The organism is Thauera sp. JM12B12, assembly GCF_039614725.1.
Taxonomy (GTDB): domain Bacteria; phylum Pseudomonadota; class Gammaproteobacteria; order Burkholderiales; family Rhodocyclaceae; genus Thauera.
Genome location: NZ_CP154859.1, coordinates 13,508 through 38,642 on the forward strand (window position 1 = coordinate 13,508; position 25,135 = coordinate 38,642).

At 70.4% G+C, this 25,135-nt stretch carries 20 protein-coding genes; 12 read left to right on the forward strand and 8 right to left on the reverse strand.

All coding sequences use genetic code 11. The features are described from left to right. Positions 1-9: 9 nt before the first annotated feature. The 3 genes from AAG895_RS00060 (at position 10) to AAG895_RS00070 (ending at position 3,439) form a co-directional block, all read left to right on the forward strand. Positions 10-1,104: an FUSC family protein gene (locus AAG895_RS00060; RefSeq protein ID WP_345793527.1), complete on the forward strand. Its 1,095-nt coding sequence runs from the start codon at positions 10-12 to the stop codon at positions 1,102-1,104. Between the two features lie 175 nt (positions 1,105-1,279). Continuing rightward, a complete protein-coding gene (gpmI, locus tag AAG895_RS00065) occupies positions 1,280-2,932 on the forward strand; it encodes a 2,3-bisphosphoglycerate-independent phosphoglycerate mutase (RefSeq protein WP_345793528.1) in 1,653 nt (550 codons plus the stop codon). Between the two features lie 129 nt (positions 2,933-3,061). Beyond that, positions 3,062-3,439, forward strand: a complete 378-nt coding sequence (locus AAG895_RS00070) for a hypothetical protein (protein WP_345793529.1) — start codon at positions 3,062-3,064, stop codon at positions 3,437-3,439. 31 nt (positions 3,440-3,470) lie between these two features. Here the strand turns inward: AAG895_RS00070 and AAG895_RS00075 are convergent, their stop codons facing one another. Beyond that, the gene (locus AAG895_RS00075; RefSeq protein WP_345793530.1) at positions 3,471-4,250 is read right to left on the reverse strand and encodes a polyprenyl synthetase family protein; all 780 of its coding nucleotides are present in this window, start codon (positions 4,248-4,250) and stop codon (positions 3,471-3,473) included. A gap of 202 nt (positions 4,251-4,452) precedes the next feature. Between AAG895_RS00075 and AAG895_RS00080 the strand changes: the two genes are divergently transcribed. Both AAG895_RS00080 and AAG895_RS00085 read left to right on the forward strand, forming a co-directional pair. Then, positions 4,453-5,043 carry a hypothetical protein gene (locus AAG895_RS00080; protein WP_345793531.1) on the forward strand — a complete coding sequence of 197 codons (591 nt, stop codon included), beginning with the start codon at positions 4,453-4,455 and terminating at the stop codon, positions 5,041-5,043. Between the two features lie 14 nt (positions 5,044-5,057). Then, a complete protein-coding gene (locus AAG895_RS00085) occupies positions 5,058-6,539 on the forward strand; it encodes an AarF/UbiB family protein (RefSeq protein ID WP_345793532.1) in 1,482 nt (493 codons plus the stop codon). A 25-nt stretch (positions 6,540-6,564) separates the two neighbouring features. On the opposite strand, the gene parA is transcribed toward AAG895_RS00085, so the two are convergent. After that, positions 6,565-7,224 carry a ParA family partition ATPase gene (gene parA / locus AAG895_RS00090; protein WP_345793533.1) on the reverse strand — a complete coding sequence of 220 codons (660 nt, stop codon included), beginning with the start codon at positions 7,222-7,224 and terminating at the stop codon, positions 6,565-6,567. A 146-nt stretch (positions 7,225-7,370) separates the two neighbouring features. Between parA and AAG895_RS00095 the strand changes: the two genes are divergently transcribed. Then, complete coding sequence (locus AAG895_RS00095) at positions 7,371-8,495, forward strand: poly(3-hydroxybutyrate) depolymerase (RefSeq protein WP_345793534.1); 1,125 nt, start codon at positions 7,371-7,373, stop codon at positions 8,493-8,495. 120 nt (positions 8,496-8,615) lie between these two features. Here the strand turns inward: AAG895_RS00095 and AAG895_RS00100 are convergent, their stop codons facing one another. After that, entirely contained in the window at positions 8,616-10,856 is a 2,241-nt protein-coding gene (locus tag AAG895_RS00100; RefSeq protein ID WP_345793535.1) for an NADP-dependent isocitrate dehydrogenase, read from the reverse strand. 238 nt (positions 10,857-11,094) lie between these two features. Here AAG895_RS00100 and AAG895_RS00105 point away from each other — a divergent pair, with 238 nt between their 5' ends. After that, a complete protein-coding gene (locus AAG895_RS00105; RefSeq protein WP_345793536.1) occupies positions 11,095-12,258 on the forward strand; it encodes an NADH:flavin oxidoreductase/NADH oxidase in 1,164 nt (387 codons plus the stop codon). A 24-nt stretch (positions 12,259-12,282) separates the two neighbouring features. Here AAG895_RS00105 and AAG895_RS00110 read toward each other — a convergent pair whose 3' ends face one another. Continuing rightward, on the reverse strand, positions 12,283-13,482 hold the full coding sequence (locus AAG895_RS00110; protein WP_345793537.1) for a YbfB/YjiJ family MFS transporter: 1,200 nt from the start codon (positions 13,480-13,482) through the stop codon (positions 12,283-12,285). A 259-nt stretch (positions 13,483-13,741) separates the two neighbouring features. On the opposite strand from AAG895_RS00110, the gene mscK reads away from it, so the two are divergent. Next, positions 13,742-17,056: a mechanosensitive channel MscK gene (gene mscK, locus AAG895_RS00115; RefSeq protein WP_345793538.1), complete on the forward strand. Its 3,315-nt coding sequence runs from the start codon at positions 13,742-13,744 to the stop codon at positions 17,054-17,056. A gap of 3 nt (positions 17,057-17,059) precedes the next feature. Here the strand turns inward: mscK and AAG895_RS00120 are convergent, their stop codons facing one another. Then, the gene (locus AAG895_RS00120; RefSeq protein ID WP_345793539.1) at positions 17,060-17,251 is read right to left on the reverse strand and encodes a hypothetical protein; all 192 of its coding nucleotides are present in this window, start codon (positions 17,249-17,251) and stop codon (positions 17,060-17,062) included. Then, complete coding sequence (locus tag AAG895_RS00125) at positions 17,248-17,637, reverse strand: hypothetical protein (RefSeq protein WP_345793540.1); 390 nt, start codon at positions 17,635-17,637, stop codon at positions 17,248-17,250. Before AAG895_RS00125 ends, AAG895_RS00120 begins: the two co-directional genes overlap by 4 nt. A gap of 210 nt (positions 17,638-17,847) precedes the next feature. On the opposite strand from AAG895_RS00125, the gene AAG895_RS00130 reads away from it, so the two are divergent. The 3 genes from AAG895_RS00130 to AAG895_RS00140 all read left to right on the forward strand — a co-directional run bounded on the left by AAG895_RS00130 (position 17,848) and on the right by AAG895_RS00140 (position 21,955). After that, positions 17,848-19,086 (forward strand): polysaccharide pyruvyl transferase family protein, encoded by a 1,239-nt coding sequence (locus AAG895_RS00130; protein WP_345793541.1) that lies wholly within the window; start codon positions 17,848-17,850, stop codon positions 19,084-19,086. A gap of 89 nt (positions 19,087-19,175) precedes the next feature. Beyond that, entirely contained in the window at positions 19,176-20,738 is a 1,563-nt protein-coding gene (locus AAG895_RS00135) for a sensor domain-containing diguanylate cyclase (protein ID WP_345793542.1), read from the forward strand. A gap of 134 nt (positions 20,739-20,872) precedes the next feature. Continuing rightward, entirely contained in the window at positions 20,873-21,955 is a 1,083-nt protein-coding gene (locus AAG895_RS00140; RefSeq protein WP_345793543.1) for an alkene reductase, read from the forward strand. 64 nt (positions 21,956-22,019) lie between these two features. Here the strand turns inward: AAG895_RS00140 and AAG895_RS00145 are convergent, their stop codons facing one another. Continuing rightward, the gene (locus AAG895_RS00145; protein ID WP_345793544.1) at positions 22,020-23,081 is read right to left on the reverse strand and encodes an AbrB family transcriptional regulator; all 1,062 of its coding nucleotides are present in this window, start codon (positions 23,079-23,081) and stop codon (positions 22,020-22,022) included. A 127-nt stretch (positions 23,082-23,208) separates the two neighbouring features. Continuing rightward, complete coding sequence (locus tag AAG895_RS00150) at positions 23,209-24,273, reverse strand: ABC transporter substrate-binding protein (RefSeq protein WP_345793545.1); 1,065 nt, start codon at positions 24,271-24,273, stop codon at positions 23,209-23,211. A 172-nt stretch (positions 24,274-24,445) separates the two neighbouring features. Between AAG895_RS00150 and AAG895_RS00155 the strand changes: the two genes are divergently transcribed. Continuing rightward, positions 24,446-25,135: a response regulator gene (locus AAG895_RS00155; RefSeq protein WP_345793546.1), complete on the forward strand. Its 690-nt coding sequence runs from the start codon at positions 24,446-24,448 to the stop codon at positions 25,133-25,135.

Sequence of the window (25,135 nt, forward strand, 5' to 3'; positions counted from 1 at the left end):
CGATCGCCGATGACTGCCCGTTCAACGCTTCAACGCTTCAAGGATCTCGTGCGCGCCGAATGGCGCCACCTGACCACGCTCACCCCCAGCGCCCGGCGCTGGCAGATGCCGGCTGCAGCGGCCCTCGCCTCCGGTCTGCCGCTCGCGGTCGGCGCCTGGTTCGGGCATCTCGAGTACGGGCTGATCTCCTCGATCGGCGGGCTCGCCTTCCTACACCTGCCCAACACCCCGCTGTCGCACCGCATGGTATGGCTGATGGCCTGCGCCTTTGGGCTCGCCGCCAGCTACGCGCTCGGGCTCATGACGCATTTCCTGCCCCTGGCAAAGGTGGGCGTGCTGGCGCTGATCGCGACGCTGGTGACGATGGTGTGCCGCTTCTACCGTCTCGGCCCGCCCGGCAGCCTGTTCTTCGTGATGGCGGCGGCAATCGGCGCCTACACCCCCGGCACGGTTGAGGAGATTCCGCTGCGCGTTGGCCTGCTGACCATGGGCGCGCTGCTCGCCACCCTGATCGCCTTTTTCTACAGCCTCCACATCCTGCGCTTGCAGGCCCCCGAGCCGGTGGCGCCGCTGCCGCCGCCGAGCTTCGATTTCGTCGTCTTCGACGCCGTCATGATCGGCAGCTTCGTCGGCCTGTCGCTGGCCCTCGCCCAGGCGCTGCAGCTGGACCGGCCATATTGGGTGCCGGTGAGCTGCCTTGCGGTGATCCAGGGCGCCACGCTGCGCGCGGTGTGGAACCGGCAGCTGCAGCGCGTGCTGGGGACCGCGCTCGGCATGCTGGTCGCCTGGGGCCTGCTCAGCCTGCCGCTCGATCCGTGGCGGATCGTGTGGATGGTGATCGCACTCGCGTTCGCGATCGAGACCCTGGTGGTGCGTCACTACGGTCTCGCGGTGGTCTTCATCACCCCGCTGACGCTGCTGCTCGCCGAAGCGCCCACCCTCGGCCATGCGCCGCTCGTCGAGCTGATCGAGGCACGCTTCCTCGACACCGTGCTCGGCTGCGTGGTCGGCCTGGTCGGCGGCATCTGCCTGCACAGCCCGCGCTTCCGCGACCGTGTCGGTCGCCCCTTGCGCCGGCTGATGCCACGCCGGCCACCGGCCTGAGTCCGCCCCGGCGTGCGGATGGCAGCCATGCGTCCGCCGCCGAGCGCACGCGTGCTGCATCGGCCCGATAGACAAGGAACATGAATTTCACCGCCGATTTGACGGAAAATATCGCTTTCGCCGGCGCGGCGCCCCTGCCCGCGCCGGTCCCGGATTTTTCCTTCAGGAAGCGACCATGCTGCACACATTCCCCGCCTTCGCCGGCGTCAAGGGCCCCGTCGTCGTCATCGTGATGGACGGCTACGGCATCCCCAGGCACGACGTCGGCAGCGCCATCGACGCCGCGCGCAAGCCCACGCTCGACCGCCTGTTCGCCACCTGCCCCAACATCCGGCTGCGCGCCCACGGCACCGCGGTGGGCATGCCTTCGGACGACGACATGGGCAACTCCGAGGTCGGCCACAACGCCATCGGCGCCGGCCAAGTCTATGCGCAGGGCGCGGCGCTGGTCGCCGACGCGATCGCCGAAGGCGCGATCTGGCAGGGCGAGGCCTGGCAGCAGATCGTCGCCGGCGCCAAGGCCGGCGCGAACGGAAAGGCGGGCGTCCTCCACTTCATCGGCCTGTTCTCCGACGGCAACGTGCACAGCCACATCGACCACCTCAAGGCGATGGTGCTGCGCGCGAAGGAGGAGGGCGTGCCCACGGTGCGCATCCACGCGCTGCTGGATGGCCGCGACGTCCCCGAGACCAGCGCGCTCGACTACGTGGTGCCCTTCGAGGCCTTCCTGCAGGACATCAGCCGCGACGGCTTCGACGCCCGTATCGCCTCCGGCGGCGGCCGCCAGACCATCACCATGGACCGCTACGACGCCAACTGGCCGATGGTGGCGCGCGGCTGGCGCACCCACGTGCTCGGCGAAGGCCCGCAGTTCGCCAACGCCACCGAAGCGGTGCACGGCCTGCGCGAAAAGCACCCCGGCACCATCGACCAGGACCTGCCCGAGTTCGTCATCGCCGAGGCAGGCAAGCCGATCGGCACCATCGAGGACGGCGACTCGGTCGTGTTCTACAACTTCCGCGGCGACCGCGCGATCGAGATCACGCGCGCCTTCGTCGAGGAAGCCTTCACCGAATTCGACCGCGTGCGCCATCCGCGCGTGACCTACGCCGGCATGCTGCAGTACGACGGCGACCTGCAGTTGCCCAAGCGCTTCCTCGTCGCCCCGCCGGCGATCAAGGACACCTCCAGCGAATGGTTCAGCAAGTCCGGCCTGGCCCAGTTCGCCTGCTCCGAGACGCAGAAGTTCGGCCACGTCACCTACTTCTGGAACGGCAACCGCTCGAACAAGTTCGAGGGCGAGACCTGGCAGGAGGTGCCCAGCGACGTCGTGCCCTTCGAGCAGCGGCCGTGGATGAAGGCCGCCGAGATCACCGACGCCATGATCGCCGCGCTGCAGTCCGGCCAGTACAAGGTGCTGCGCTGCAACTACGCCAACGGCGACATGGTCGGCCACACCGGCAACTTCCGTGCCGCGACCATGGCGATCGAGGCGGTGGATCTGGCGCTGTCGCGCCTGTTGCCGGCGATCGACGCTGCCGGCGGGGTGGCGCTGATCACCGCCGACCACGGCAACGCCGACGAGATGTTCGAGCTCGACAAGAAGACCAGGCAGCCGGCGCAGAACAAGGATGGCAGCTACAAGGCCAAGACCGCGCACACGCTCAACCCGGTGCCGCTGATCCTCTACGACAAGGTCAGCGGCGGAAAACTCGGCCTCAAGCCGGTCGAGACCGCCGGCCTGTCGAACATCGCCGCCACCGTCGCCAACCTGCTCGGCCTGCAGAAGCACGACAAGTGGGACGACAGCCTGCTCGACGTGAAGTGAAGGCAGGTCTGCGGCGCGGGCGCGCTGCCGCGCCGTAACGATTGCTTACCGCACGCCGCCGGAGCGAGGGCGGATGCGCGCGGTGCAGGGTCCTACAATGACGCGGACCTCCTCACCCGCGCGCCGCCGATGACCCGCCTCGCACTCCCCGCCCTCGCTGCCCTGCTTCTCTCCGCCTGCGCCCTGCAGCCCCCTGTCGTCGACACCGCGGCGGGCATCGGCGAACGGGGCGCGCAGTTCGAATTCGCGCTGCCGAGCGGCGATTACCGCTGCGAGCGCGGCGAGCGCCTGCGGCTGCAGCGCGAGGTCGCCAACGCGGTCAATCACCGCATCCAGCTCGCCTGGAAGGGCGGCCAGTACCAGCTCGAGCGCGATCCTTCCTACTCGGGGCTGCCACGCTTCGAGGACACCGCGAGCGGCCTGGTGTGGATCGATCTGCCATGGAAGGGCCTGCTGCTCGACGGCCGCACGCACAAGCCGCTCGCCAACGAGTGCCGCGCGGCCTGACGGCCGCGTGCAGCGGGCGCCGGGACGCGCCTCAGCCGAAGAGCGCGAGCCGCTCGGGCTCGGCCAGGCCTGCGCCGCCTGCGGCCTGGATGGCCGCCTGCGCGGCGGCGCGTTCGCGCCAGGCGCGCGCTGCGACTTGTTCGACGCCGAAGCGAGCGGCGTCCTCGGCTTCGGTCTCCAGCGTATGCGCCATGCCGACATGGCGGCCGAAATCGGCGAGCGCCATGCGCGCCGAAGGCGCCGCGCCGAGCAGGATCGCCATGCACTCGGCGCCCGCCTCGAACAGCCGCGCCCGCCGCTGGCGCGCGATGTCCAGCCAGTCCTCCGGCGAACAGGCCGCCGGCTCGCCGCGCGCCACGCGGTAGCGCACCTCGCCCTCGGCGATGGCGTTGGTCGCGTTCGACAGCACGCGCATGACCTCCATGTCCTGCAGGTCAACGATCATGCGGAAGGCGCCCGTGTAGAGCAGGTCGCCGAGCAGGATGTTGCCGGCGTTGCCGAACATGGCGCCTTCGCTGTACGCATCCGCACCGCCGCCGCTCGCCTCGGTGACGTCGTCGTGCAGCGCAAGCGAGATATGGATCAGCTCCACCGCAGCCGCCAGCGCATACGCGCGCTCGCCGCCATCGCCGAGCGCACGTGCGGCGGCGAGCACGAGGGCAGGGCGTACGCGCTCGCTCGCGTGGAGGATGAAATCGACCACCTGGCCGATCAGCACCACCTCGCTGTTGAGCTGCGCGCGGATGAGTGCGTTGACCTGCTCCATGTCGTGCTGGAGCCAGGCGGGGTGGGATGTGGAGTGCTGGCGCATGTTCGGGACTGCCGGGCGGAGGCCGCTGACCGCGGCCGATTGACGTTCGCCCGCGAGTCTATAGCCGCACCGCCGCGCTGACCAGCCGCAAGCCCTCGCAGAACGGCGGAATCGCGGCGGGCCGGAAGCGGACGGCACGCTTGCGCGCCCGGCGCACACCAACAAGAATGCAGCATCCATTCGCACATCGAAGGAGAAGGCGGTGAACACCAAGACCCGCACGGCCCTGCGCGCCACGCTCAAGCAGGAAGACGCCGCGCTCGCCGAACGCCTGCCCGAACTCGCGCCGCCACCGGCCGCTGCCCAGCCGGCACAGCCCGCGGCCAGGCGGGTCCGCGGCTCATCCACTCGCGGACCCGCCGCAACACCCAAGCCCATCCCCACCGCAGCGCGCGCACCCGCGGCCGTCGCCCAGCCCGCCGAACCGAGCGCCCCGGCAAGCCCGCCCGCTGCACCGGAAGAGCCCCGGCGCGAGCGCTTCACCCTGGGCTCGGGCGACTGGCGCCGGCTGAAGATCCTGCGCCAGGATCTGGGCGAGGCCGGATACCGCCCGAGCCGCTCGGAGCTGGTGCGCGCCGCGCTGGTGGCGCTCGGTGCGCGCGACAACGCCGAGGTGCTCGCGCTCGTGCGCGCGCTCGCCCCGCTCGCCGACGAGGACGCCGCAGCCAAGCCGGCCAGGTCGCGCAAGCAAGCCTCCGGAAAGGCCGCCAGGAAGCACCCGAGCGCGAAGAAGGCCCGCGCGAAGGACACGGCCGCCAGCGACAAGCGCAAGGCCCACGGGCGCAAGCGCTGACGCGCGGACGACCCATGATCCAGAAGCCGGCCATCCCCGACCCCGGGACGACCGCAGGGCTGCACGACGACGGCCTCGACATCGGTGCGCTGCTGCCCGACACGCTCGCCGCCTGGCGTCCCCTGCTCGTCGAGGCCATCGGTTTCTTCCTCGAGCACCTGCCCGCACCGCGCCTCGACGCCATCGTCGCCGAGCAGTTCGCGCTCGATGGCGAGGCCTCGCCGGCCGCGCGCGCCGCCGGCCTGCTCGCCCACTGCCCTACGCTGCACAAGCTGGGCCAGGTGGTCGCCCGTCAGCCCGCGCTGCATCCCGAGCTGCGCCGTCAGCTTCAGGCCCTGGAGTCGATGCCGCCGAGCGTCGACATGGACGCGCTGCTGCGCCAGATTCGCGCCCGGCTCGGACCGCGCTCCGCGCTGCGCCTCGCCGACAGCGCGCTCGCTGAGGGCAGCGTCGCGGTGGTGCTGCCCTGCAGCTGGCGACAGGATGGCCGTGTTCACGAAGGCGTGCTCAAGGTGCTCAAGCCCGGCATCGCGGGCCATCTGGCCGAAGAGCTCGCGATCCTGCCCGCGCTCGCCACCTTCCTCGAGCACCGGGCGGCGGCGCTCGGCCTGCCCGCCATCGACTACCGCAGCCACCTCGCCAGCGCCAGCCGCCTGCTGCAGCAGGAGATCCGCCTCGACCGCGAACAGGCGAACATGCGCGCCGCGAGCGCCCTGCTCGACGCCGATGGGGCGGTTTTCGTGCCTGCGCTGCTGCCCTGGTGCACCCCCGAAATCACCGCGATGGCGCGGGTCGAGGGTCCCAAGCTCGCCGACGCCGCGCTGCGCCCGGGACAGGGCCGCCGCCTCGGCCACGCGCTGGTCGCCGCCCTGCTGGGGCGGCCATTCTGGTCGGCGGCCGACGACGCGCTGTTCCACGGCGACCTGCATGGCGGCAACCTGCTGCTCGCGCCTGACGGCCGTATCGCGGCATTGGACTGGAGCCTTACCGCCAGCCTGTCGAAACCGCATCGCGAGGCACTGGTGGCGATTGCGCTCGCCGCCCTCGCCCTCGACGAGGCGCGTGTGGTCGCCGGGCTCGCCGCACTCGGCCTGCGCGATGCCCGGGGCGCAGCGATCACTGCACGGGTGGGGGCCGCGCTCGACGCGCTCGTGCGCAGCGGCCGCCCGCCCGGCTTCGACTGGCTGCTGCGGCTGCTCGACGAACTCGCCCTGCAAGGCGCGGCAGGTTTCGGGGCGCAGCTGGCGGTATTGCGCAAGAGCTGGCTCTCGCTCTCCGGCGTGCTCCACGACCTCGGCGCCGGCGCGCAGGCCGACCTGCCGCTGATCGACGTCGGCCTGCAGCGCTTCATGAGCGAGTGGCCGGCGCGCCTCGTCGCCGCGCCCGACTCCCGGGCCTTCGCCACCCATGTGTCCACCGCCGACCTGATCCACACCGCCGTCCACGCCTGGCCCGCCAGCCTGCGCTACTGGACGCGCCTGTTCGCCCGCGCCTGAGCCGGTCGGCGCAGCGGCCCGCCGCTCAGTCCCCGATCAGCCCGAGCACGGCGGCGACGAGCTGCGACACCTCCTCCTGGGCCGCCGCCGCGCTCCGTCCGAGACCGAACACCGAGGTGCCGCGCACCGCGCTCAGCGCGTAGGCGCTGCGCTGCCCCAATGCGGCGTCGAGCACCGGAAGCTGGAAGTCACGCAGCACGTCGAGCACGTCGCCGGCGAGCGCGGTGCGCATGACGCGGTTGGGCAGCAGTGCACCGCGCAGCTCGGGGCGACGCTGGCGGCGGTCGAGGATCAGGCGCTCGATGCCGCGCGTGGCCCACAGGTCGGTCGGGCTCGGCACGACCGGCACGAGTGCGAGGTGGCACAGGTCGAGCGCGCTCATGGTGTGGGGATGCTCGATCGACGGCGGGCAGTCCATGACCACGATGTCAACGCGATTGCCCACCGGGCGCAGGGCCTTCGCCATCGCCGCCGCGCTGCCGCGCAGGCGCACGACCTCGGCGGCGAAGGGATCCTCCGGCGGCGCCGATTCGGCCCAGCGCGATGCGCTCTCCTGCGGATCGAGGTCGGCCAGCGCCACGCGATGGCCCGCCAGCGCCAGGCCCGCGGCGAGCTGCATGGCAACCGTGGTCTTGCCCGATCCGCCCTTCTGCGAGATCAGTGCGATCAGGGTGGGTGCGGTCATGATGCGTCCCGTGAAGGTGATGGCCGACAGTCTAGCCAATTGAAGCTCACGCCGGGGTCCGCACCCGACCCGCGCTCGACTATGCTTGCAGCTGCCACGACAGCGGCATCGCCTGCCGCGCCCCAAGTCCGCCCCGGAGTCCGAACATGAACGTCGCCGCACCCCCGCGCCTGCCGCAGCGCACGCTGCTGGCCGCGCTGCTGCTCGCCGCCGCACCCGCCAGCGCCGCGTCGCCACCCGTCGAGCTACCGGCCCTGAACATCGCCCTCGAGGACACCTCGGTGTCGGGCATCTCTTCGGGCGGCTTCATGTCGGTGCAGTTTCAGGTCGCCCATGCCTCGATCATCCGCGGCGCCGGCATCGTCGCCGGCGGCCCCTACTACTGCGCCCAGGACAGCGTGCTGAAGGCCACCACCGCATGCTCGTGCACCGGCGAGCCGACGCTGTCGTGCAAGGTCGGCGAGACGAGCGCGGCGGTGTCCGAACTGGTCGCCGCCACCCGCAGCTTCCATGCCGAAGGCCGCATCGACGACCCGGCGCAGATCGCCCGTCAGCGCGTGGTGACCGTGGTGGGCGGCCGCGACGCCCTGGTGCCGGCGCCGATCACCCGCCAGTTGCACGGCTACTACGACGCCTTCGGCCTGCCCGCGACCGCGGTCCGGGCGGTGACGCTCGAGGCCGCCGGTCACACCATGCCCACCACCGCCTACGGTGGCGCCTGCGGCGCGACCGACGAGCCCTACATCGGCAAGTGCGGCTTCGAGGCCGCGCACGCCATCCTCGACTGGATCTACGGCCCCGGCGTCGCCCCGGCGCGCACGACGCCGACGCCGGACGGCCGCTTCCTCGAGTTCGACCAGCGCGCGCACATCCCGGACACCGGCCTCTTCAGCTACCTGTGGGGCACCGGCCTGGACCGGAGCGGCTGGGTGTACATCCCGCCCGCGTGCGCGGCGGGAGCGCGCTGCAGGCTGCACGTGGTGTTCCACGGCTGCAAGCAGGGGCAGGCCTACCTGCCGCTGCGCCGCCCGCCGGGCGGCGGGCTCTACAACGGCACCACCTTCGTCCGCAACACCGGCTATGACCGCTGGGCGGACACCAACCGGCTGGTCGTGCTGTTCCCGCAGGCGGTGTCGATCCCGTGGAAGAATCCCAATGGATGCTGGGACTGGTGGGGCTACACCGACGCGAACTATGCCACCCGCGACGGCATCCAGATCCGCGCCGTGCGTGCGATGATCGAGCGCCTCGCCTCCGGTCGGCGGGATTGAGCGCCGGGCCTCACGCGTCGCCGCGACCGTAAACGAAGAGGGCGGACCGACTCGCGTCGGCCCGCCCTCTCTTGCGGACTCACCGGCCGCGCACTGCGCCCCGGTTGAGCCTCAATCCGCTCAGGCCGCGCGGGCGGCCTTCAGGATCTCGTTGAGCGTGGCGCTCGGGCGCATGACCGCCTTGCACTTCTCGGCGTCCGCCTTGTAGTAGCCACCGATGTCGACCGCCTTGCCCTGCACCTCGGCCAGTTCGGCGACGATCTTCTGCTCGTTCTCGGCGAACGCCTTGGCGAGCGGGGCGAACTTGCCCGCCAGCTCGGCGTCCTCGGTCTGCGCTGCCAGGCGCTCGGCCCAGAACTTGGCGAGGTAGAACTGGCTGCCGCGGTTGTCGAGCTGGCCGGTCTTGGGCGAGGGCGACTTGTTCTCGTCGAGCAGGCGACCGGTGGCCTCGTCCAGGGTCCTGGCGAGCAGCTTGGCGCGCGCGTTGCCGGTCTTGATGCCGAGGTCTTCCAGCGACACCGCCAGGGCGAGGAACTCGCCGAGCGAATCCCAGCGCAGGTGGTTCTCCTGGGTGAGCTGCTGCACGTGCTTCGGCGCGGAACCGCCGGCGCCGGTCTCGTACATGCCGCCGCCGGCCATCAGCGGCACGATCGACAGCATCTTGGCCGAGGTGCCCAGCTCCATGATCGGGAACAGGTCGGTGAGGTAGTCGCGCAGGATGTTGCCGGTCACCGAGATGGTGTCGAGGCCGCGCACCACGCGCTCGAGCGTGTAACGCATCGCACGCACCTGCGACATGATCTGGATGTCGAGGCCGCTGGTGTCGTGGTCCTTGAGGTAGACCTTGACCTTCTTGATCAGCTCGTTCTCGTGCGGACGATAGGGGTCGAGCCAGAAGATCGCCGGCATGCCCGAGTTGCGCGCGCGGGTCACGGCGAGCTTGACCCAGTCGCGGATCGGCGCGTCCTTGACCTGGCACATGCGCCAGATGTCGCCTTCCTCCACGTTCTGCGTCAGCAGCACTTCGCCGGTGGCCAGATCGGTGATGTTGGCGACGCCGTCCTCCGGGATCTCGAAGGTCTTGTCGTGCGAGCCGTACTCCTCGGCCTTCTGCGCCATCAGGCCGACGTTCGGCACCGTGCCCATCGTGCGCGGGTCGAAGTTGCCGTGCCATTTGCAGAAGTTGATCATCTCCTGGTAGATGCGGGCGAAGGTCGACTCCGGCATTACGCACTTGCTGTCGTACTGCTTGCCGTCGGCACCCCACATCTTGCCGCCCTGGCGGATCATCGCCGGCATCGACGCGTCGACGATGATGTCGTTGGGCGAGTGGAAGTTGGTGATGCCCTTGGCCGAGTCGACCATCGCCAGCGCCGGGCGGTGCTCCTGGCAGGCGTGCAGGTCGCGGATGATCTCGTCGCGCTTGGACTCGGGCAGGGTCTTGATCTTCTCGTAGAGGTCGACCATGCCGTTGTTGACGTTGATGCCGAGCTCGTCGAACAGCTTGCCGTGCTTCTCGAAGGCGTCCTTGTAGTAGATCTTGACGCAGTGGCCGAAGACGATCGGGTGCGAGACCTTCATCATCGTCGCCTTCACGTGCAGCGAGAACAGGATGCCGGCCTCGCGGCAGTCGTCGAGCTCCTTCTCGTAGAACGCGCACAGCGCCTTCTTGCTCATGAACATCGAGTCGATGATCTCGCCGTCCTGCAGCGCGACCTTGGGCTTGAGCACGATGGTCTTGCCCGACTTGGTGATCAGCTCCATCTTGACGTCGCGCGCGCGGTCGAGCGTCATCGACTTCTCGCCGTGATAGAAGTCGCCGTGGTGCATGTGCGAGACGTGGGTCTGCGACCACTGCTTCCACTCACCCATCGAGTGCGGGTTCTTCTTGGCGTAGTTCTTGACCGCGGCCGGGGCGCGGCGGTCGGAGTTGCCCTCGCGCAGCACCGGGTTCACCGCCGAGCCGAGGCAGCGGCCGTAGCGCGCGCGGATGTCCTTTTCCTCGTCGGTCTTGGGATCTTCCGGATAGTCGGGGATCTTGTAGCCCTTCTCCTGCAGTTCCTTGACGCAGGCCTTGAGCTGCGCGACCGAGGCGCTGATGTTGGGCAGCTTGATGATGTTGGCGTCGGGCTCGAGCGTCTTCTTGCCGAGCTCGGCGAGCGTGTTGGGCACGCGCTGATCTTCGCTCAGGTACTCGGGGAACTCGGCCAGCACGCGGGCCGAGACCGAAATGTCGGCCTTCTCGATGTCGATGCCTGCGGGGCCGGTGAAGGTGCGGATGATCGGGAGGAAGGCGCACGTCGCCAGCAGCGGCGCTTCATCCGTGAGCGTGTAGATGATCTTCGATTTCCCTGCAGACATTGATTTCCCCTATATGTTTTAGATCTTGTCCCGACTTCCCGATGGCGACCCCCTGTCGCCTGCACGGCGTGATGGCCGCACGATCGCAGTCGCCGGGAAAATACCACTTATCGACCTCGCCGGCATCGAAACCTGCATCCGCATTGCGAAATCGATGCGCATCGAGCCCGGCCTCGCATGACGGGCCTCGCTGCCAGGCCGGCGGCGGCGGATGTCGACAGCGCCGACGAATTGTCCGATGCTGCCGCCTTCGCTTTCGCCCCTTTACGCCCGAGGCTTCGACCGCATCATGAGCGCCCTGTTCTCCCCCTTCGATCTCGGCCGCCTGCGCCTGCCCAACCGCATCGTCATCGCCCCCATGTGCCAGTACTCCGCGGAGGACGGCCGTGCCACCGACTGGCATCTGATCCACCTCGGCCAGCTCGCGCTTTCGGGCGCCGGGCTGCTGGTCATCGAGGCCACCGCGGTGTCGCCCGAAGGCCGCATCACCGCGGGCGACCTCGGCCTGTATTCGGACGACACCGAGGCCGCGCTCGGCCGCGTGCTCGCCGCCGTGCGCCGCTACTCCGCGATGCCGATCGGCATCCAGCTCGGCCACGCCGGGCGCAAGGCCTCCAGCCAGGTGCCCTGGGACGGCGGCCAGTTGCTGGCGCCGGACGACGGCGGCTGGCAGACGGTCGCCCCGTCGGCCGTTCCGCATGCCGCCGGCGAGCGAGCGCCCATCGCACTCGACGCCGCCGGGCTGGCGCGCGTGCGCGATGACTTCGTCGCCGCCGCCCTCCGCGCCGTCCGTCTCGGCCTCGACCTGATCGAGCTGCACTGCGCCCACGGCTACCTGCTGCACGAGTTCCTGTCGCCGCTCTCGAACCAGCGCGAGGACGCCTACGGCGGCGCGCTGGAGAACCGCCTGCGCTTTCCGCTCGAGGTCTTCGACGCCGTGCGCGCGGCGCTGCCGGCCGGGCTGCCGCTCGGTGTGCGCTTCTCGGCCACCGACTGGGTCGACGGCGGCTGGGACGTGGCGCAGAGCATCGCCTTCAGCGAGGCGCTGCAGGCGCGCGGTTGCAGCTTCCTGCACGTGTCGAGCGGCGGCCTGTCGCCGCAACAGAAGATCCCGCTCGGGCCGGGCTACCAGATCCCGCTCGCGGCCGCGATCCGGCGCGCGGTGCAGACGCCGGTGATCGGCGTCGGCCTGGTGACCGAGCCCGAGCAGGCCGAAGCCATCGTCAGCGAAGGCCAGGCCGATCTCGTCGCGCTCGCCCGCGGCATGCTCTACGACCCGCGCTGGCCGTGGCACGCCGCGGCGAAGCTCGGTGCGCACGTGCAGGCGCCGCCGCAGTACTGGCGCTCGCAGCCGGCAGCGCACAAGGCCTTGTTCGCCGGCGCCCGCATCGGCCAGCGCTGACGCGCGATCGGGGGCGACTCGCCCCTAGGGCGCAGGCGCGGACCGGGCCGCGTGCGCGTCGCGGCGCTCGATCAGCTTCAGCACCACCAGCAGGACCGTACCGAGCACCATCGTCGCCGCGGCGAAATACAGCCCGCCCGCGTAGCTGCCGAAGGTCGCCCCCAGCCAGCCGGTGACCGCGGGGCCGAGGATCTGCGCGATGCCGTAGGAGATGGTCATCTTGCCCATCATCTTCGCCGGCCGCGTCGGGTAGTAGCGCCCCGCCATGGTCAGCACCAGGCTCACCATGCCGACGAAGGTGCCGCCGAACAGCAGCGCGCCGGCGATCGCGCCGAGCATGCCGCCCACCACCACCGGCAGCAGGATGCCGACGATCTGCAGCACCGCGGCAAGGATCAGCGCGTTCAGGGCGCCGGTGCGGCGGGCGATGAAGTCCCACACGATGCAGGCCGGCATCGCCGCCAGGCCGATGGCGAGGAAACTCCAGCTGCCCTGGCCCTCCAGCCCCGGCAGGCGATTGACGATGGCGACGATGAAGGTCGCGCTCACCACGAAGCCGATCCCGGCGCAGAAGTAGGACGCCATGAACACGCGCATGAACAGCGGGCTGGGCGGGTTATCGTGCATCGGCGCCCCGCTCCGGGTGACCCCGCTGGTATCGGGCGCCGGCAACCACGACAGCGCCGGCACCAGCAGCCCACAGGCGATCACGGTGAAGACGAACCACTGCGCGCGCCAGTCCAGCCACAGGCTCATCAGCGCGACCGCGAGCGAGCAGCCGGCGATACCGAGGCCGATCCCGGCGAAGTGGATGCCGAGCTCGTGGCGGTGGTTGTGGCGGATCAGCCAGTTCAGGATCAGCCCGGTGCCGAGCAGCATCGACGCCGCGCTCGCCAGCCCCGCCAGGTAGCGCGACAGCGCCCACACCCAGAAATCGGTGGTCAGCCCCATCATCACCGTGGTCAGCACTGCCATCAGCATGCCGATGCGGTACAGCCGGTCCTTGAGCACGAGGTCGCTGATCGAGGCCGCGACCAGCGCCCCCGTGAGATAGCCCGCATAGTTGATCGCCGCCAGCCAGCCGCCTTCGGCGAGCCCGAGTCCGGCCTGGGCCTGCATCAGCGGCAGCAGCGGGGTGTAGGCGAAGCGCGCGACGCCGAGCGCGAGCATCAGGCTGAAGATGCCCGCGCCGAGCACCTTCAGGCGCTGGATCTGGTCGTCCATTGTTGTTGTTTTCCGTCTTGTCGGGGTCCGACACGATAGTCGGCGTGCCCGCTCGGTTCAAGCGCGGGGTCGTGACACACCGGCGCGGGCGCGCAAAGGCCCCGCAGCACGAACGCCCCCCGCGCACGCAAAAAACGCCCTTACGATCCGGTCCGCAACGCGCCCGCCGGGAGCGCGCTACACTCGCGCTTCCCCAGCCACATCGGGCCCGTCCGGGCGCGCCTTGCCTGCGGCGTCCGCTCGCGAATCCCTCCGCTCCATGCCTCTGCTCCGTCTCCTCGCCCTGCTGTTGCTGCCGCTGCTGTGCGCACAAGCGTTTGCACAGGCACCCACGCCGCCCACCGCCAGCGAGCTGCGCGGCCGCCTCGACGCGCTCGCCGAGCGCAAGCTGCCCGAAGCCGAGCAGCGCGCCGCCCAGCAGGCCCTGGAGCAGGCGCTGGCCAGCCTGGCGCAGGCGGAGGACCTGCGCGCGCAGCGCGAGGCCTTGCGCGCCACCGTCGCCGCAGCCCCGCAGCGCACGCGCGAGGCGCGCGCCGAGCTCGCCCGCCTGCAGGCGGCGGACACCGGCGCCACCATCGACCCGGGCAGTTCCGACGCAGAACTCGAGCGCCGCCTCGCGGAGCGCAACACCGCACTCACCGAGTGGCGTCGCCGCCTCGACGAGGCCAACGCCTTGCTGGTCGGCGCACGCACCGGCCCCGAACGCGCGCAGTCCGAGATCAGCACCAGCCAGGCGCGCATGAGCACGGTCGAGAGCGCACTCGCCAGCAACCGCGAGCCCGGTCGCGACGGCCGCACGCTGAGTGCCGAGCGCCGCGATGCGCTCGCCGCCGAATGGCGCGCGCTCGACGCCCAGGTCGCACTGCGGCGCGAGGAGCTCTCCGGCAACAGCGCGCTGCTCGATCTCGGCCAGGCTCGCCAGGACCTCGCCACCCTCGAGGTCGCCCGCATCGAGGCCCAGGTGCGGGCGCTGCAGACTGCGATCAACCAGCGTCGCAGCGCACAGACCGCCGAGACCGTGCAAGCCCTCACCGGCGCCGCGGACACCCGCCCCGCCACCGCGGACAGCCTGCTGGCGCGCGAGACCGCCACCAACCAGCGGCTCTCCGCCTACCTGCTGCGCGCCACCGAGCATCTCAACCAGCTCAGCCAGCGCAACCTCGCGGTCCGCCAGCAGCTCGATGCACTCAGCCGCAACAGCACCGTGATCGACGAACAGATCAACGTGCTGCAGGGCAGTCTGCTGTTGTCGCGCATCCTGCTCGAACAGAAGCGGGCGCTGCCGCAGCCGAAGATCGACGGCGATCTCGCCGAGCAGATCGCCGACATCCGCCTCTACCAGTTCGAGGTCAACAAGGAGCGCGAGCAGCTCGCCCGCCCCGAAGCGTTCGCCGAACGCCTGCTCGCCGAGGCCCCCGCAGGCCAGGCCGACGCCGCGATCCGCGAACCGCTGATCGCCCTCCTCGGTACGCGCGCCGAACTGCTCGAGCGCCTGAACCGCGAGCTCAACACCCTCCTCAACGAGTCGATCACGCTGCAGCTCAACGAGCGCCAGCTGCAGGCCACCGCGGATCGGCTGCGCGCCAAGCTCGACGAGCAGATGTTCTGGATTCCGAGCAACCGCCCGCTCGATCTGGCCTGGCTCGGGGCCGTGCCCGCGCAGCTCAGCGCCCAGCTGGCCGGCATCCCCTGGCAGTCGGCCGCCAGCGAGCTGTGGGCCGGCCTCCAGGCGCGTCCCCTGCTGTTCCTGCCGGTGCTGCTGCTGAGCCTGGCGCTGCTCGGCCGCCGGCGCTGGCTGCGCGACAAGCTCGATCGCCTGCACGCCGATATCGGCTACGTGCGCCGCGACAGCCAGCTGCACACGCCGCTCGCCATCCTCTTCAACCTGCTGCTCGCGCTGCCGGTGAGCCTGCTGCTGGCCCTCGGCGGCATCGCGCTGCAGATGGACGCGCGCGGGCAGAACGCCGCGCTCGGTGCCGCCCTGCTGCAGATGGCGCAGGCCTGGCTGGTGTTCTACACGGCATATCGCATCATGGTTCCGGGCGGCGTCGCCGAGCGTCACTTCCAGTGGCCGGAGGACCAGGTCCGCTCGCTGCATCGCCAGCTGCGCCGGCTCGGCCTGGTCGTGCTCGCCGTGGTCGCCATCGTCACCCTCGCCGAACGCCAGCCGGAGGCGCTCGCCAACGACGTGCTCGGCATCCTCATCCTGCTCGCCGGCTACGCGACCATGGCGTGGCTGATGGTGCGCCTGCTCGTGCACAAATCTCACGACGGCCGGCCCTCGCCACTGCGGGTGATGCTCGGCTTCGCGCTCGCGCTGATGCCGCTGACGCTGATCGGCGCACTGGTGATGGGCTACTACTACACCGCACTCAAGCTCACCGGACGGCTGATCGACACCTTGTTCGTGCTCATCGTCTGGCGGCTGCTCGAGGCCACGCTGGTCCGCGCGCTGGCGGTGGCCGCGCGCCGAATCGACTACCAGCGCGCCGTGGCCCGCCGCGAGGCCGCCGAACGCGAGGGCAAGCAGAGCGCCGACAACGAGACCACCTTCGAGGCGCCGGTGCTCGACGTCGCCAAGATCAACCAGCAGTCGCTGCGCCTGCTCCACCTCGGCCTGTTGAGCGGCCTGCTGATCGTGCTGTACTGGGTGTGGGCGGATCTGATCGGCGTCTTCGCCTATCTCGACAACATCACCCTCTACCAGTACGCCAGTGGCAGCGGCGAAACCGCCAGCCTAGTGCCGATCAGCCTCGCCGACGTGCTCGGCGCGCTGGTGATCGCGGCGATTGCCTTCATCCTCGCCGCCAACCTGCCCGGGCTGCTCGAGATGCTGGTGCTGTCGCGGCTCCGGCTGGCGCAGGGCAGCGCCTACGCGATCACCACGCTCCTGTCCTACGTGATCGTCGGCGCCGGCATCGTCGCCACCCTGAGCACGCTCGGGGTGAGCTGGGACAAGCTGCAGTGGCTGGTGGCGGCGCTGTCGGTCGGCCTCGGCTTCGGCCTGCAGGAGATCTTCGCCAACTTCGTGTCCGGCCTGATCATCCTGTTCGAGCGCCCGCTGCGCATCGGCGACGTGGTGACCATCGGCAACGTGTCGGGCACGGTCACCCGCATCCAGATCCGCGCCACCACGATCACCGACTTCGACCGCAAGGAGATGATCGTCCCCAACAAGGCCTTCATCACCGGTGAACTCACCAACTGGTCGCTGACCGACACCATCACCCGCGTCACGGTGAAGGTGGGCGTGGCCTATGGGTCAAACCTCGATCTCACCCGCAAGCTGCTGCTGCAGATCGCCGACGACAACGCGCGCGTGCTCAAGGATCCGGAGCCGCTCGTGTTCCTGCTCGCCTTCGGTGCCAGCACGCTCGACCACGAGCTGCGGGTGCACGTGCGCGAGCTGGCGGACCGCAACGCCGCGATCGACGAGATCAGCCGCGAGATCGACCGCCGCTTCCGCACCAATGGCATCGAGATCGCGTACAACCAGGTCGACGTGCACATCCGCAGCGTGCCCGCGGGGCGAGAGGCCCGGCTGCAGACGCTGACGCCGCCCGTGGCGGACTGATGATCAGCCGCGCCGGGGGCTTGCCCGACCGAGCAGGCAACCCATGAAGATGCGCAACCGGGCCAGCGGCCCGGGACCCGGCGGGGCGAAGCGCAGCGCCTCCGCGCGCGCATAGGAGGCCGCCTGCGCACGCGCGCAGCATTCGCCGGCGCTGCTGTCGGCGACGGGCAGGGCAGGGGCTCGCGGCACGTTCATGATGCGTTCGGGCGGCCGGGACCGCCCTTGCCGACATCATCGTTGGCGCTGCCTTCCTCGTCGGTCCGCAGCTCGCGGATCACCTCACCCTCGATGATCAGCCCGCGTGCGCTCTGCGGGCGCGGGCCGCGGCCGCTCGCGGCCTCGGCGTCCATCTGCGCGCGCATCGCCTTGCGCAGTGCGCGCGTCTTCCACCACACCCAGGCCCAGATCGCCACGCCCGCCGTCAGCAGCACCGCGAACAGCGCGACCGAGAAGGTCAGCGCGAGCACGAACACCCCGGCCATCACCACCGCGCCAACGATCTTCTGCAGCAAGGTGGGCGGCGTGGCGGCCGGGCCGCCGAGGGTCTGGAAAATGCCGGAAAAGCGGGGGTCCCTGTACATGTGTCGGTCCTGTTGACTGGCGCGGACGCTGCGCGCCGCATCGCAGGGGTCAGAGCCCCTGGCGGGGAAAAGATTCCGCGCGCCACGTCGCGCACGGGCAAGACCTGCATTCTCGCGCAAACACCCGTCGCCTGCGCTCACCGCATGCAAGCCCGTCCCGCGGGCGCCATGCCGTTGAAACCCCGGGCCGCGCGCGTGAAGATGCGGTCCATGTCCCCGCTCATCCTGTTCGGCGCCTTCGACCGCCACAACCTCGGCGACCTGCTGCTGGGCCGTATCGCCGCAGCGCTCGCAAGCAGCCATGCCCCGGCGCGGCCCATGCTCTTCGCCGGCGCGGCCAGCCGCGACCTGCGCAGTGCAGGCGGCATGCAGGTCCATGCCCTGGATGAGCTCATCGCGCGCTGGCGGCGCCGATCCGCCCTCGATCCGCCGCGCGCGCCGCCCGACCTCCTGCAGGTGGGCGGGGAGATCCTCGGCTGCACGGTCTGGGAGGCGGCCGTGATGCTCGAACCCGCGCAGCGCGCCGCCGCCCTCATCGCCGCGCACGACCGCGACCACCGCGGGCGCGAGGCCTGGGCCCGCCAGCATCTGGGCATCCGCCGCGCCCTGCCCTACCTGGCGTCGAAGGCGCAGCTTCCGCCCGGCAGCCGCATCGCCCACGCCGCCAGCGGTGGGGTCGGTTTCGCGCAGTTGCCGGCGGCCTCGCGCCGCGCCGCCCTCACCGAGCTGCGCGCGGCCACGGTCCTGCACGTCCGCGACCGTCGCACGCAGGACACGCTCGCTGCCGCCGGCATCATGGCCCGCCTGGCGCCCGACCCCGCCGTGCTGGCGCCACACGTGCTCGGCACCGCCATCGGCCAACATGCCCAGGCGGGCGAACCGGCCGCGCTGCGGACGCGCTATCCCGCCGGGTGGATCGCGGTTCAGGTGAGCGCGGAGTTCGCCGATGACGCCACCCTGGACGCACTCGCCATCGGTCTCGATCACCTGCAGCGCGACACCGGCCTGGGGCTGGTGCTGTTCTGCGCCGGACGCGCGCCCTGGCATGACGACCCCGAGGTGCTGGACCGTCTGCGCATGCGCCTGCATGAACCGGCGGACTGCACGGTGGCCACCAGCACGCATCCGCTCGATCTCTGCGCCCTCCTCTCGGGCTGCACGCTGTGCCTCGCCAGCAGCCTGCACGCGCGGATCGTCGCCGAGGCCTTCGCCCGCCCGGCAGCGAGCCTGGTCCAGACCTCCGCTCAAGGCGACAAGCTGCATGCCTACCTCGAGACCTGGCATGCGGACGCGCTTCACCTGCACGCGGTCACGGCCGCAGGTCCGATCGGCGCCGCGAAAGCCGCGCTCGGCGAACCCGTGGCCCGGCGCCAGGCGCGCGCGACGCAGCTGGCCACACTTGCCCGAGCCGCACTCGCGCGCTGTTTCGAAGCCCTCGAAGGCGTGTGAGTGATCTGGATCGAATCCAGGAAATCTATGACTTTTGGCTGATTTACACGTCTTGGGCAGTTGACGATACTGATGCGTCCGGAGCCCCCATGTCGCATCGACCCCGCCCTTCGAACCTCGTCCTGCTCTTGCTTGCCTGGCTGGCGCTGCTCGCGATAGCCGGCTCCCTGTTGATCACCGCCGAGATTCGCCGCCTGGAACACGATTTCCGCCAGACGACCGATACCGTCGCCGCCGGGGTCCGGCAGAAACTCCACGCCAACGAGGCGGTGCTCTCAGGGCTGTCTGCCTTCCTGCTCGCGGTGGAGCATGACGACCGCGCCGCCACCGAGCGCTACGCCGCCGCCGTCGTCGCCGCTCATCCGCACATCTATCAGATCGAGATCGCCCGCCGGGTGCCCGTCCGCGAAGCCACCGCCCTCGCCGAGAACCTGCGTCGCCATTGGCGTGACGACTTCGCACTCAAGCGCTTCTCCCAGCTCACCGGCCGTCCGGCGGCAGAGCTGTCACCCGCGACGGACACCTGGCCGATCCTGTTCATGTATCCGGACCTGCCACAGGCGCAAGCGATCTATGGCGTGCGCCTCGAGACGGTTGATCATCTCGCCGCCCTGCTGGCCCGCGCGCGCGGCAACCAGCAGGCCGTGGCGTCGCCGGTCTTCCGGCTCTACGAAGGCGAGACCGGCTACCTGCTGCTTCAGGTCGTCGAGCGCCCCACCGACCGCCCCAACGGCGACGCACCCAACCTGTTCGGCAACTCGATGGCGTCGATGCTGCTCATCAAGAGTGCAGCACTGCTGCCGCCCGCCGCGACCTCCGGACCCGCGCAGCCCCTTGGCATCCACGCCGTGCTGGTCGCCAGCGATGGCGCGGAAGGCGTGCTGCTGCAGCGCGACGCCGATGCCGGCACCCCGCTCGAGCGCTGGTTGCTGCCGACATTCACGCGCAGCGAGCCGGTGCATAGTGCGGCGCAGCACGTCCTCATCCGCTTTACCCAGCAGCAGCGCCTGCACGACGTCCTGAGCACCGAGACGCTCGCGATCCTCAGCCTGTTGCTGGTCGCCGCGCTGTTCGCGCCCTGGTTGCTGCTGCGCCACTACCGCGCACTCACCCGGGCCGGCATCGAGCACGAGCAGTCGGCCTACCTCGCCACCCACGACGTGCTCACCAGCCTGCCCAATCGCTACCTGCTCGGCGATCGCTTCACCCACGCGGTGCATAGCTGGCAGCGCAATGGCAACCGCTTCGCCGTCATCCTGATCGACCTCGACCACTTCAAGGAGATCAACGACCAGCACGGCCACGAGGTCGGCGACGAGGTCCTGCGCGCTGCCGCCGGGCGCATGACGGAGGAGCTGCGCTCCTGCGATACGATCGCACGCTATGGCGGCGACGAGTTCGTCGTGCTGCTCACCAACGTCCTCGACGCCAGCGACGCCCGCCAGGTCGGCGAAAAGCTGCTCGCTGCGGTCTCGCGGCCGGTGACCACGTCCGCCGGGAACCTGCCCCTGTCGTGCAGCATCGGCATTGCCCTCTGTCCCGACCACGGCACCGACCTCGACACCCTGCGCCGCCGCGCCGACCTGGCGATGTACAGTGCCAAGCAGGCCGGACGCCGCGCGGTGGTGGTGAGCAACGGCGAGGCCGGCTGAACGTCGCCCCACGAACCGATCGCCGATCCGCCTGGTCACAGGCAGGCATCGCAGGCTGCGCGGCCGCGGGCACCGCACGCGCGTGCGCCTGGCCCGCGGCCCTGACACCCCTTCCTACCGAGGAACGTTCTCCCATGACCGACCTGTTCACCCCTCTGCAAGCCGGCGATCTCGCCCTGCCCAACCGTATCCTGATGGCCCCGCTCACGCGCTGCCGCGCCGAGGACGGCCACGTGCCCGGCGAACTCATGGCCACCCACTACGCCCAGCGCGCCAGCGCCGGCCTGCTGATCGCCGAGGCGACGATGGCGATGGAGGGTAACTCCGCCTTCTGGCACGAGCCCGGCATCCACTCCGAGGCTCAGGTTGCGGGCTGGAAGAAGGTCACCGATGCGGTGCACGCCGCCGGCGGACGCATCGTGCTGCAGATCTGGCACGGCGGCCGCGCCTGCCATCCGCTGCTCAACGACGGCCGCCAGCCGGTCGCACCCAGCGCGCTCGCGATCACCGGCGACGAGGTGCACACACCGCAGGGCAAGCAGCCCTACGTCGTGCCGCGCGAACTGCGTGACGACGAGCTGCCGGGCATCGTCGCCGGCTTCGCGCGCGCGGCCGAGAACGCGCGCGCGGCCGGCTTCGACGGCGTCGAAGTGCATGGCGCCAACGGCTACCTCCTCGACGCGTTCCTGCGCGACGGCAGCAACACGCGCAGCGGCCCCTATGGCGGTCCGCGCGAGCACCGCGCCCGCCTGCTGTTCGAGGTCATCGAGGCGGTGTGCAAGGTGTGGGGCAGCGGACGCGTCGGCGTACGCCTGTCGCCGCTCAACAGTTACAACGACATGATCGACAGCGACCCGCTCGGCCTCGTCGAATGGCTCGCCGGCTGCCTCAACGACTACCGCCTCGCCTATCTGCACCTGATGCGCGGCGACTTCTTCGGCAAGCAGCACGGCGACGTGATGACGCCGGTGCGCGCGATGTTCCGTGGCGTGCTGATCGGCAACATGGGCTACTCGGCCGACGAGGCCGAGGCCGCAGTCGCCGCCGGCAAGCTCGATGCGGTCGCCTTCGGTACCGCCTTCCTCGCCAACCCCGACCTGCCCGAGCGCATCCGCCGCAAGGCCGCACTCAACGCACCGGACCCGGCGACCTTCTACACCCCGGGGCCGCGCGGCTATACCGACTATCCGACCCTGGAGGAAAGCGCGCACGGCTGAGCAAACGGCGAGACGCACGGCACCGCGCCGGCGGCGCGGCGCCACCGCGCCTGCCTCGCGCCCTTCATGCGGCGGCGACCCGACGGAACAGGCTGTAGGTCCATGGGGCACCGACCGTAAGCACGACGACGCGCAACACATGACACACCGTCACCAGTGGAACACCCAGCTGCAGCACCTTGGCGGTGATGCACATCTCCGACACGCCTCCCGGCGCGGTGGCGAGCGACAAGGTGGGCAGCGGCACCGGTGACGCAAGGTCGAGCACGAAGGCGAGCGCGAAGGAAAGCGCGATCGAGAGCAGGGCGGTGAGCGCCGCCACCGCCATGAAGCGCGGCGCGGCACGGAAGAATTCCCGCGAGAAGCGGCAGCCGAGCGCGCAGCCGATCAACAGCTGCCCGCCATTGACCACCCAGCCCGGCAAGGCCGACAGCGGCACGCCCGAGAGCATTGCCACCGCCACCCCGAGCAAGGGGCCGAGCACCCAGGCGTTGGCGATTCGCAGCAGCTTGAACACCCCCACGCCGAGGAGGCTGGCGCCCACCAGCAGCGGGAAGTACTGCGGCTGCACATCACGCGCCTGCGGCACATAGATGTCGCTGCCCTGCACCCCGGCGAAGGTGAGCGCAAAAGGCAGCAGCGACACCACCAGCATCACCCGCAGCGCATGCGCCGCGGCGATGCGATCGACCGCGCCACCATGGCGGTCGGCGAGGTTGGCCATCTCCGAGGCGCCACCCGGCAGCGCAGCGAAGAAGGCGGTCGCGGTATCGACCCCGGCGAGCCGCAGCATGATCAGCGCGCACACCACACCCAGCGCAAGCGACCCGAGCGCCGCGGCCACGACGAGCGGGGCGTGCAACGCGAGCTGAGCCACCACGTCGGCGCTGAAATACAGCCCGAGCGCCGTACCGATCGCCCATTGCCCGCTCTGCCGGCCCCCCGGCAAGGGGCGCAGGCCAAGACCCGTCATACGTGCGCCCGCAACCGCGAACAGCGGCCCGATCATCCACGGCAGGGGCAGGTTGAGGCGGGCGGACAGCCACCCCGCAAGCGTCGCCAGCACGAGCGTGGCGGCGATCTGGCACCCGTGCGTGGTGGATGATGGGAGGCTCGGAAGCGACATGAGAGAGCAAAGTCCTGATGAGACCTGGAAGCAGGGCGGCGCGCGCGGGCGACGGGGACGCATCCGCGAACCGATGCCCGCGCAATGCAAGGGATGCTGGAAGGGGTGCGCGGAGGCGCGCGGGCCATCACTCCGGATGCGGGCGAGTCGCCGCATCCCATTGCCGCAGGAAAGCGTCCTTCTTGGCCTGATCCTGGTAGGCGAGCAGACCGGAGCCGATGCGGATCGGGCGGAATGCCTGCTGCAGGTCCGGATGCAGCATGCGGGCGGCACCGCCCCTGGTATCGGCCGTTGCCTCGCCGCGCAACGGCAGCAGGCCGAGATGCCCTGCGAGCAAGGCCTGGCCGCGGGCGGACAGCAGGTGGTCCAGCCAAAGTCTCGCGGCCGCCGGATGGCGGGCACCGCGGGTGATGAAGGCGACCCGGCTCAGCACCAGGGTGTAGTCCTGCGGCAGCACCACCCCGAGCGCCGGATCGCTGCGCGCGCGACGGTAGGCATAGGAGCCGAGCACGTTATAGGCCAGCACCAGCTTGCCGGCCGAGATCCGGTCCAGCATGTCGCTGCTCGCCACATGCTGCTCGAGCCCCAGCACGCCCATGCCGCGCGCGAGTTGCCAGAACACGATTGGGTTGGCTTGCGCATCCTGGGAGTGAAGCAGCAGGCCAAGACCGGAGCGTTGCGGATCGTAGGTCGCGATCCGTCCGTGCAGGGCAGCCGGCGCACGTTCGAGCAGGCGGATCAGCTCGGCATGGCTGGAGGGGACGTCGTCCTCGGCGAGCAGGCGCCTGTTGTAGATGAAGGCCGCCGGTTCATACGTGGTGCCGAAGGCCTCGTCCTTCCATACCGCCCAGCTCGGCAAGGCCGCTGTCTCCGCCGAACGGTGCGGCTGCGCATGGCCGTCATTGACCAGCTTGATCTGCAGGTCCATGGCCGAACTCCACACCACATCGGCCGCGAGCACGCCCCGGCTCGCCTCATCGACGACGCGCGCATAAAGATCCCCGGACTGCATGTCGTGGTACTCGACGCGCACACCCGGATGGAGCGCCTCGAAGTCGTCCACCACGGGCCTCACCACCTCGAGGTCCGACGCGGCATAGACGACGACCACCCCCTCGCGGCGCGCCTGCTCCTGCCGATCGATGGTCTTTTCGGCGTGTGCGCCCATTGCCGCCGTCGTGGCGGCGATCATCAGCAAGGTCCTCAGCAAGACCCGCAGAGCTCCGCAGTTCACCGTACAGTCCTCCCGTTCCAAGCCCCGGCTGGGTTCCCGGCGCGCCGCACGCCACCCGCCTTGGACGCACACGCGCTTTGCGCAGATAATCGGGCACACACCTTTCGATTCACTTTCACCGGAGCCCCCGATGCGGCTGCTGCTGGTCGAGGACCATGCCGATCTCGCCGAATGGGTCGGGCGGGCACTGCGCCAGGCGGGCTTCGTGCTCGACGTGCTCGGCCGCGGCGACCATGCCGATCAGGCGCTGCGCACCGAACACTACGACGTCGTGATCCTCGACCTTTCGCTGCCCGGCATGGACGGACTGGAAGTGCTGCGCCGTCTGCGCCATCGCGAGGGCGGCCCCGACGCCAGCCCGCCCACCCCGGTGCTGGTCTTGACCGCGCGCGGCAGCACGGAAGAGCGCGTGCAGGGACTCAACCTCGGTGCCGACGATTATCTGACGAAACCCTTCGAGATCGCGGAACTCGAGGCGCGCATCAAGGCCTTGCTCCGCCGCGCCGGCAACCAGGTGCCGCTGGTCCGCCTCGGCCGGCTGGAGTTCGACACCACCACGCGCATGGCGACGATAGACGGCGAGCCCCTCGCCCTCACGCCACGCGAGCTCGCCGTGCTCGAAGCGCTGCTGTCGCGCATCGGCCGTCCGGTGGCACGCGAGGCCCTGTTCGAGAAGGTGTTCGAGTTCGATGCCGACGCGCGCGTGGAAGCGATCGAGATCTACGTCTCGCGTCTGCGCAAGAAGCTCGAGGGCGCCGGCGTGGCGATCAACACGCTGCGTGGGCTGGGCTACCTGCTCGCGGAAAAGCCGGCGGCCTGA

Coding starts and splice junctions, on each gene's coding strand:
- AAG895_RS00060 (WP_345793527.1), top strand. CDS start 10: ATGACTGCCCGTTCAACGCTTCAACGCTTCAAGGATCTCGTGCGCGCC.
- gpmI (WP_345793528.1), top strand. CDS start 1,280: ATGCTGCACACATTCCCCGCCTTCGCCGGCGTCAAGGGCCCCGTCGTC.
- AAG895_RS00070 (WP_345793529.1), top strand. CDS start 3,062: ATGACCCGCCTCGCACTCCCCGCCCTCGCTGCCCTGCTTCTCTCCGCC.
- AAG895_RS00075 (WP_345793530.1), bottom strand. CDS start 4,250: ATGCGCCAGCACTCCACATCCCACCCCGCCTGGCTCCAGCACGACATG.
- AAG895_RS00085 (WP_345793532.1), top strand. CDS start 5,058: ATGATCCAGAAGCCGGCCATCCCCGACCCCGGGACGACCGCAGGGCTG.
- parA (WP_345793533.1), bottom strand. CDS start 7,224: ATGACCGCACCCACCCTGATCGCACTGATCTCGCAGAAGGGCGGATCG.
- AAG895_RS00095 (WP_345793534.1), top strand. CDS start 7,371: ATGAACGTCGCCGCACCCCCGCGCCTGCCGCAGCGCACGCTGCTGGCC.
- AAG895_RS00100 (WP_345793535.1), bottom strand. CDS start 10,856: ATGTCTGCAGGGAAATCGAAGATCATCTACACGCTCACGGATGAAGCG.
- AAG895_RS00105 (WP_345793536.1), top strand. CDS start 11,095: ATGCTGCCGCCTTCGCTTTCGCCCCTTTACGCCCGAGGCTTCGACCGC.
- AAG895_RS00110 (WP_345793537.1), bottom strand. CDS start 13,482: ATGGACGACCAGATCCAGCGCCTGAAGGTGCTCGGCGCGGGCATCTTC.
- mscK (WP_345793538.1), top strand. CDS start 13,742: ATGCCTCTGCTCCGTCTCCTCGCCCTGCTGTTGCTGCCGCTGCTGTGC.
- AAG895_RS00120 (WP_345793539.1), bottom strand. CDS start 17,251: ATGAACGTGCCGCGAGCCCCTGCCCTGCCCGTCGCCGACAGCAGCGCC.
- AAG895_RS00125 (WP_345793540.1), bottom strand. CDS start 17,637: ATGTACAGGGACCCCCGCTTTTCCGGCATTTTCCAGACCCTCGGCGGC.
- AAG895_RS00130 (WP_345793541.1), top strand. CDS start 17,848: ATGTCCCCGCTCATCCTGTTCGGCGCCTTCGACCGCCACAACCTCGGC.
- AAG895_RS00135 (WP_345793542.1), top strand. CDS start 19,176: ATGTCGCATCGACCCCGCCCTTCGAACCTCGTCCTGCTCTTGCTTGCC.
- AAG895_RS00140 (WP_345793543.1), top strand. CDS start 20,873: ATGACCGACCTGTTCACCCCTCTGCAAGCCGGCGATCTCGCCCTGCCC.
- AAG895_RS00145 (WP_345793544.1), bottom strand. CDS start 23,081: ATGTCGCTTCCGAGCCTCCCATCATCCACCACGCACGGGTGCCAGATC.
- AAG895_RS00150 (WP_345793545.1), bottom strand. CDS start 24,273: ATGATCGCCGCCACGACGGCGGCAATGGGCGCACACGCCGAAAAGACC.
- AAG895_RS00155 (WP_345793546.1), top strand. CDS start 24,446: ATGCGGCTGCTGCTGGTCGAGGACCATGCCGATCTCGCCGAATGGGTC.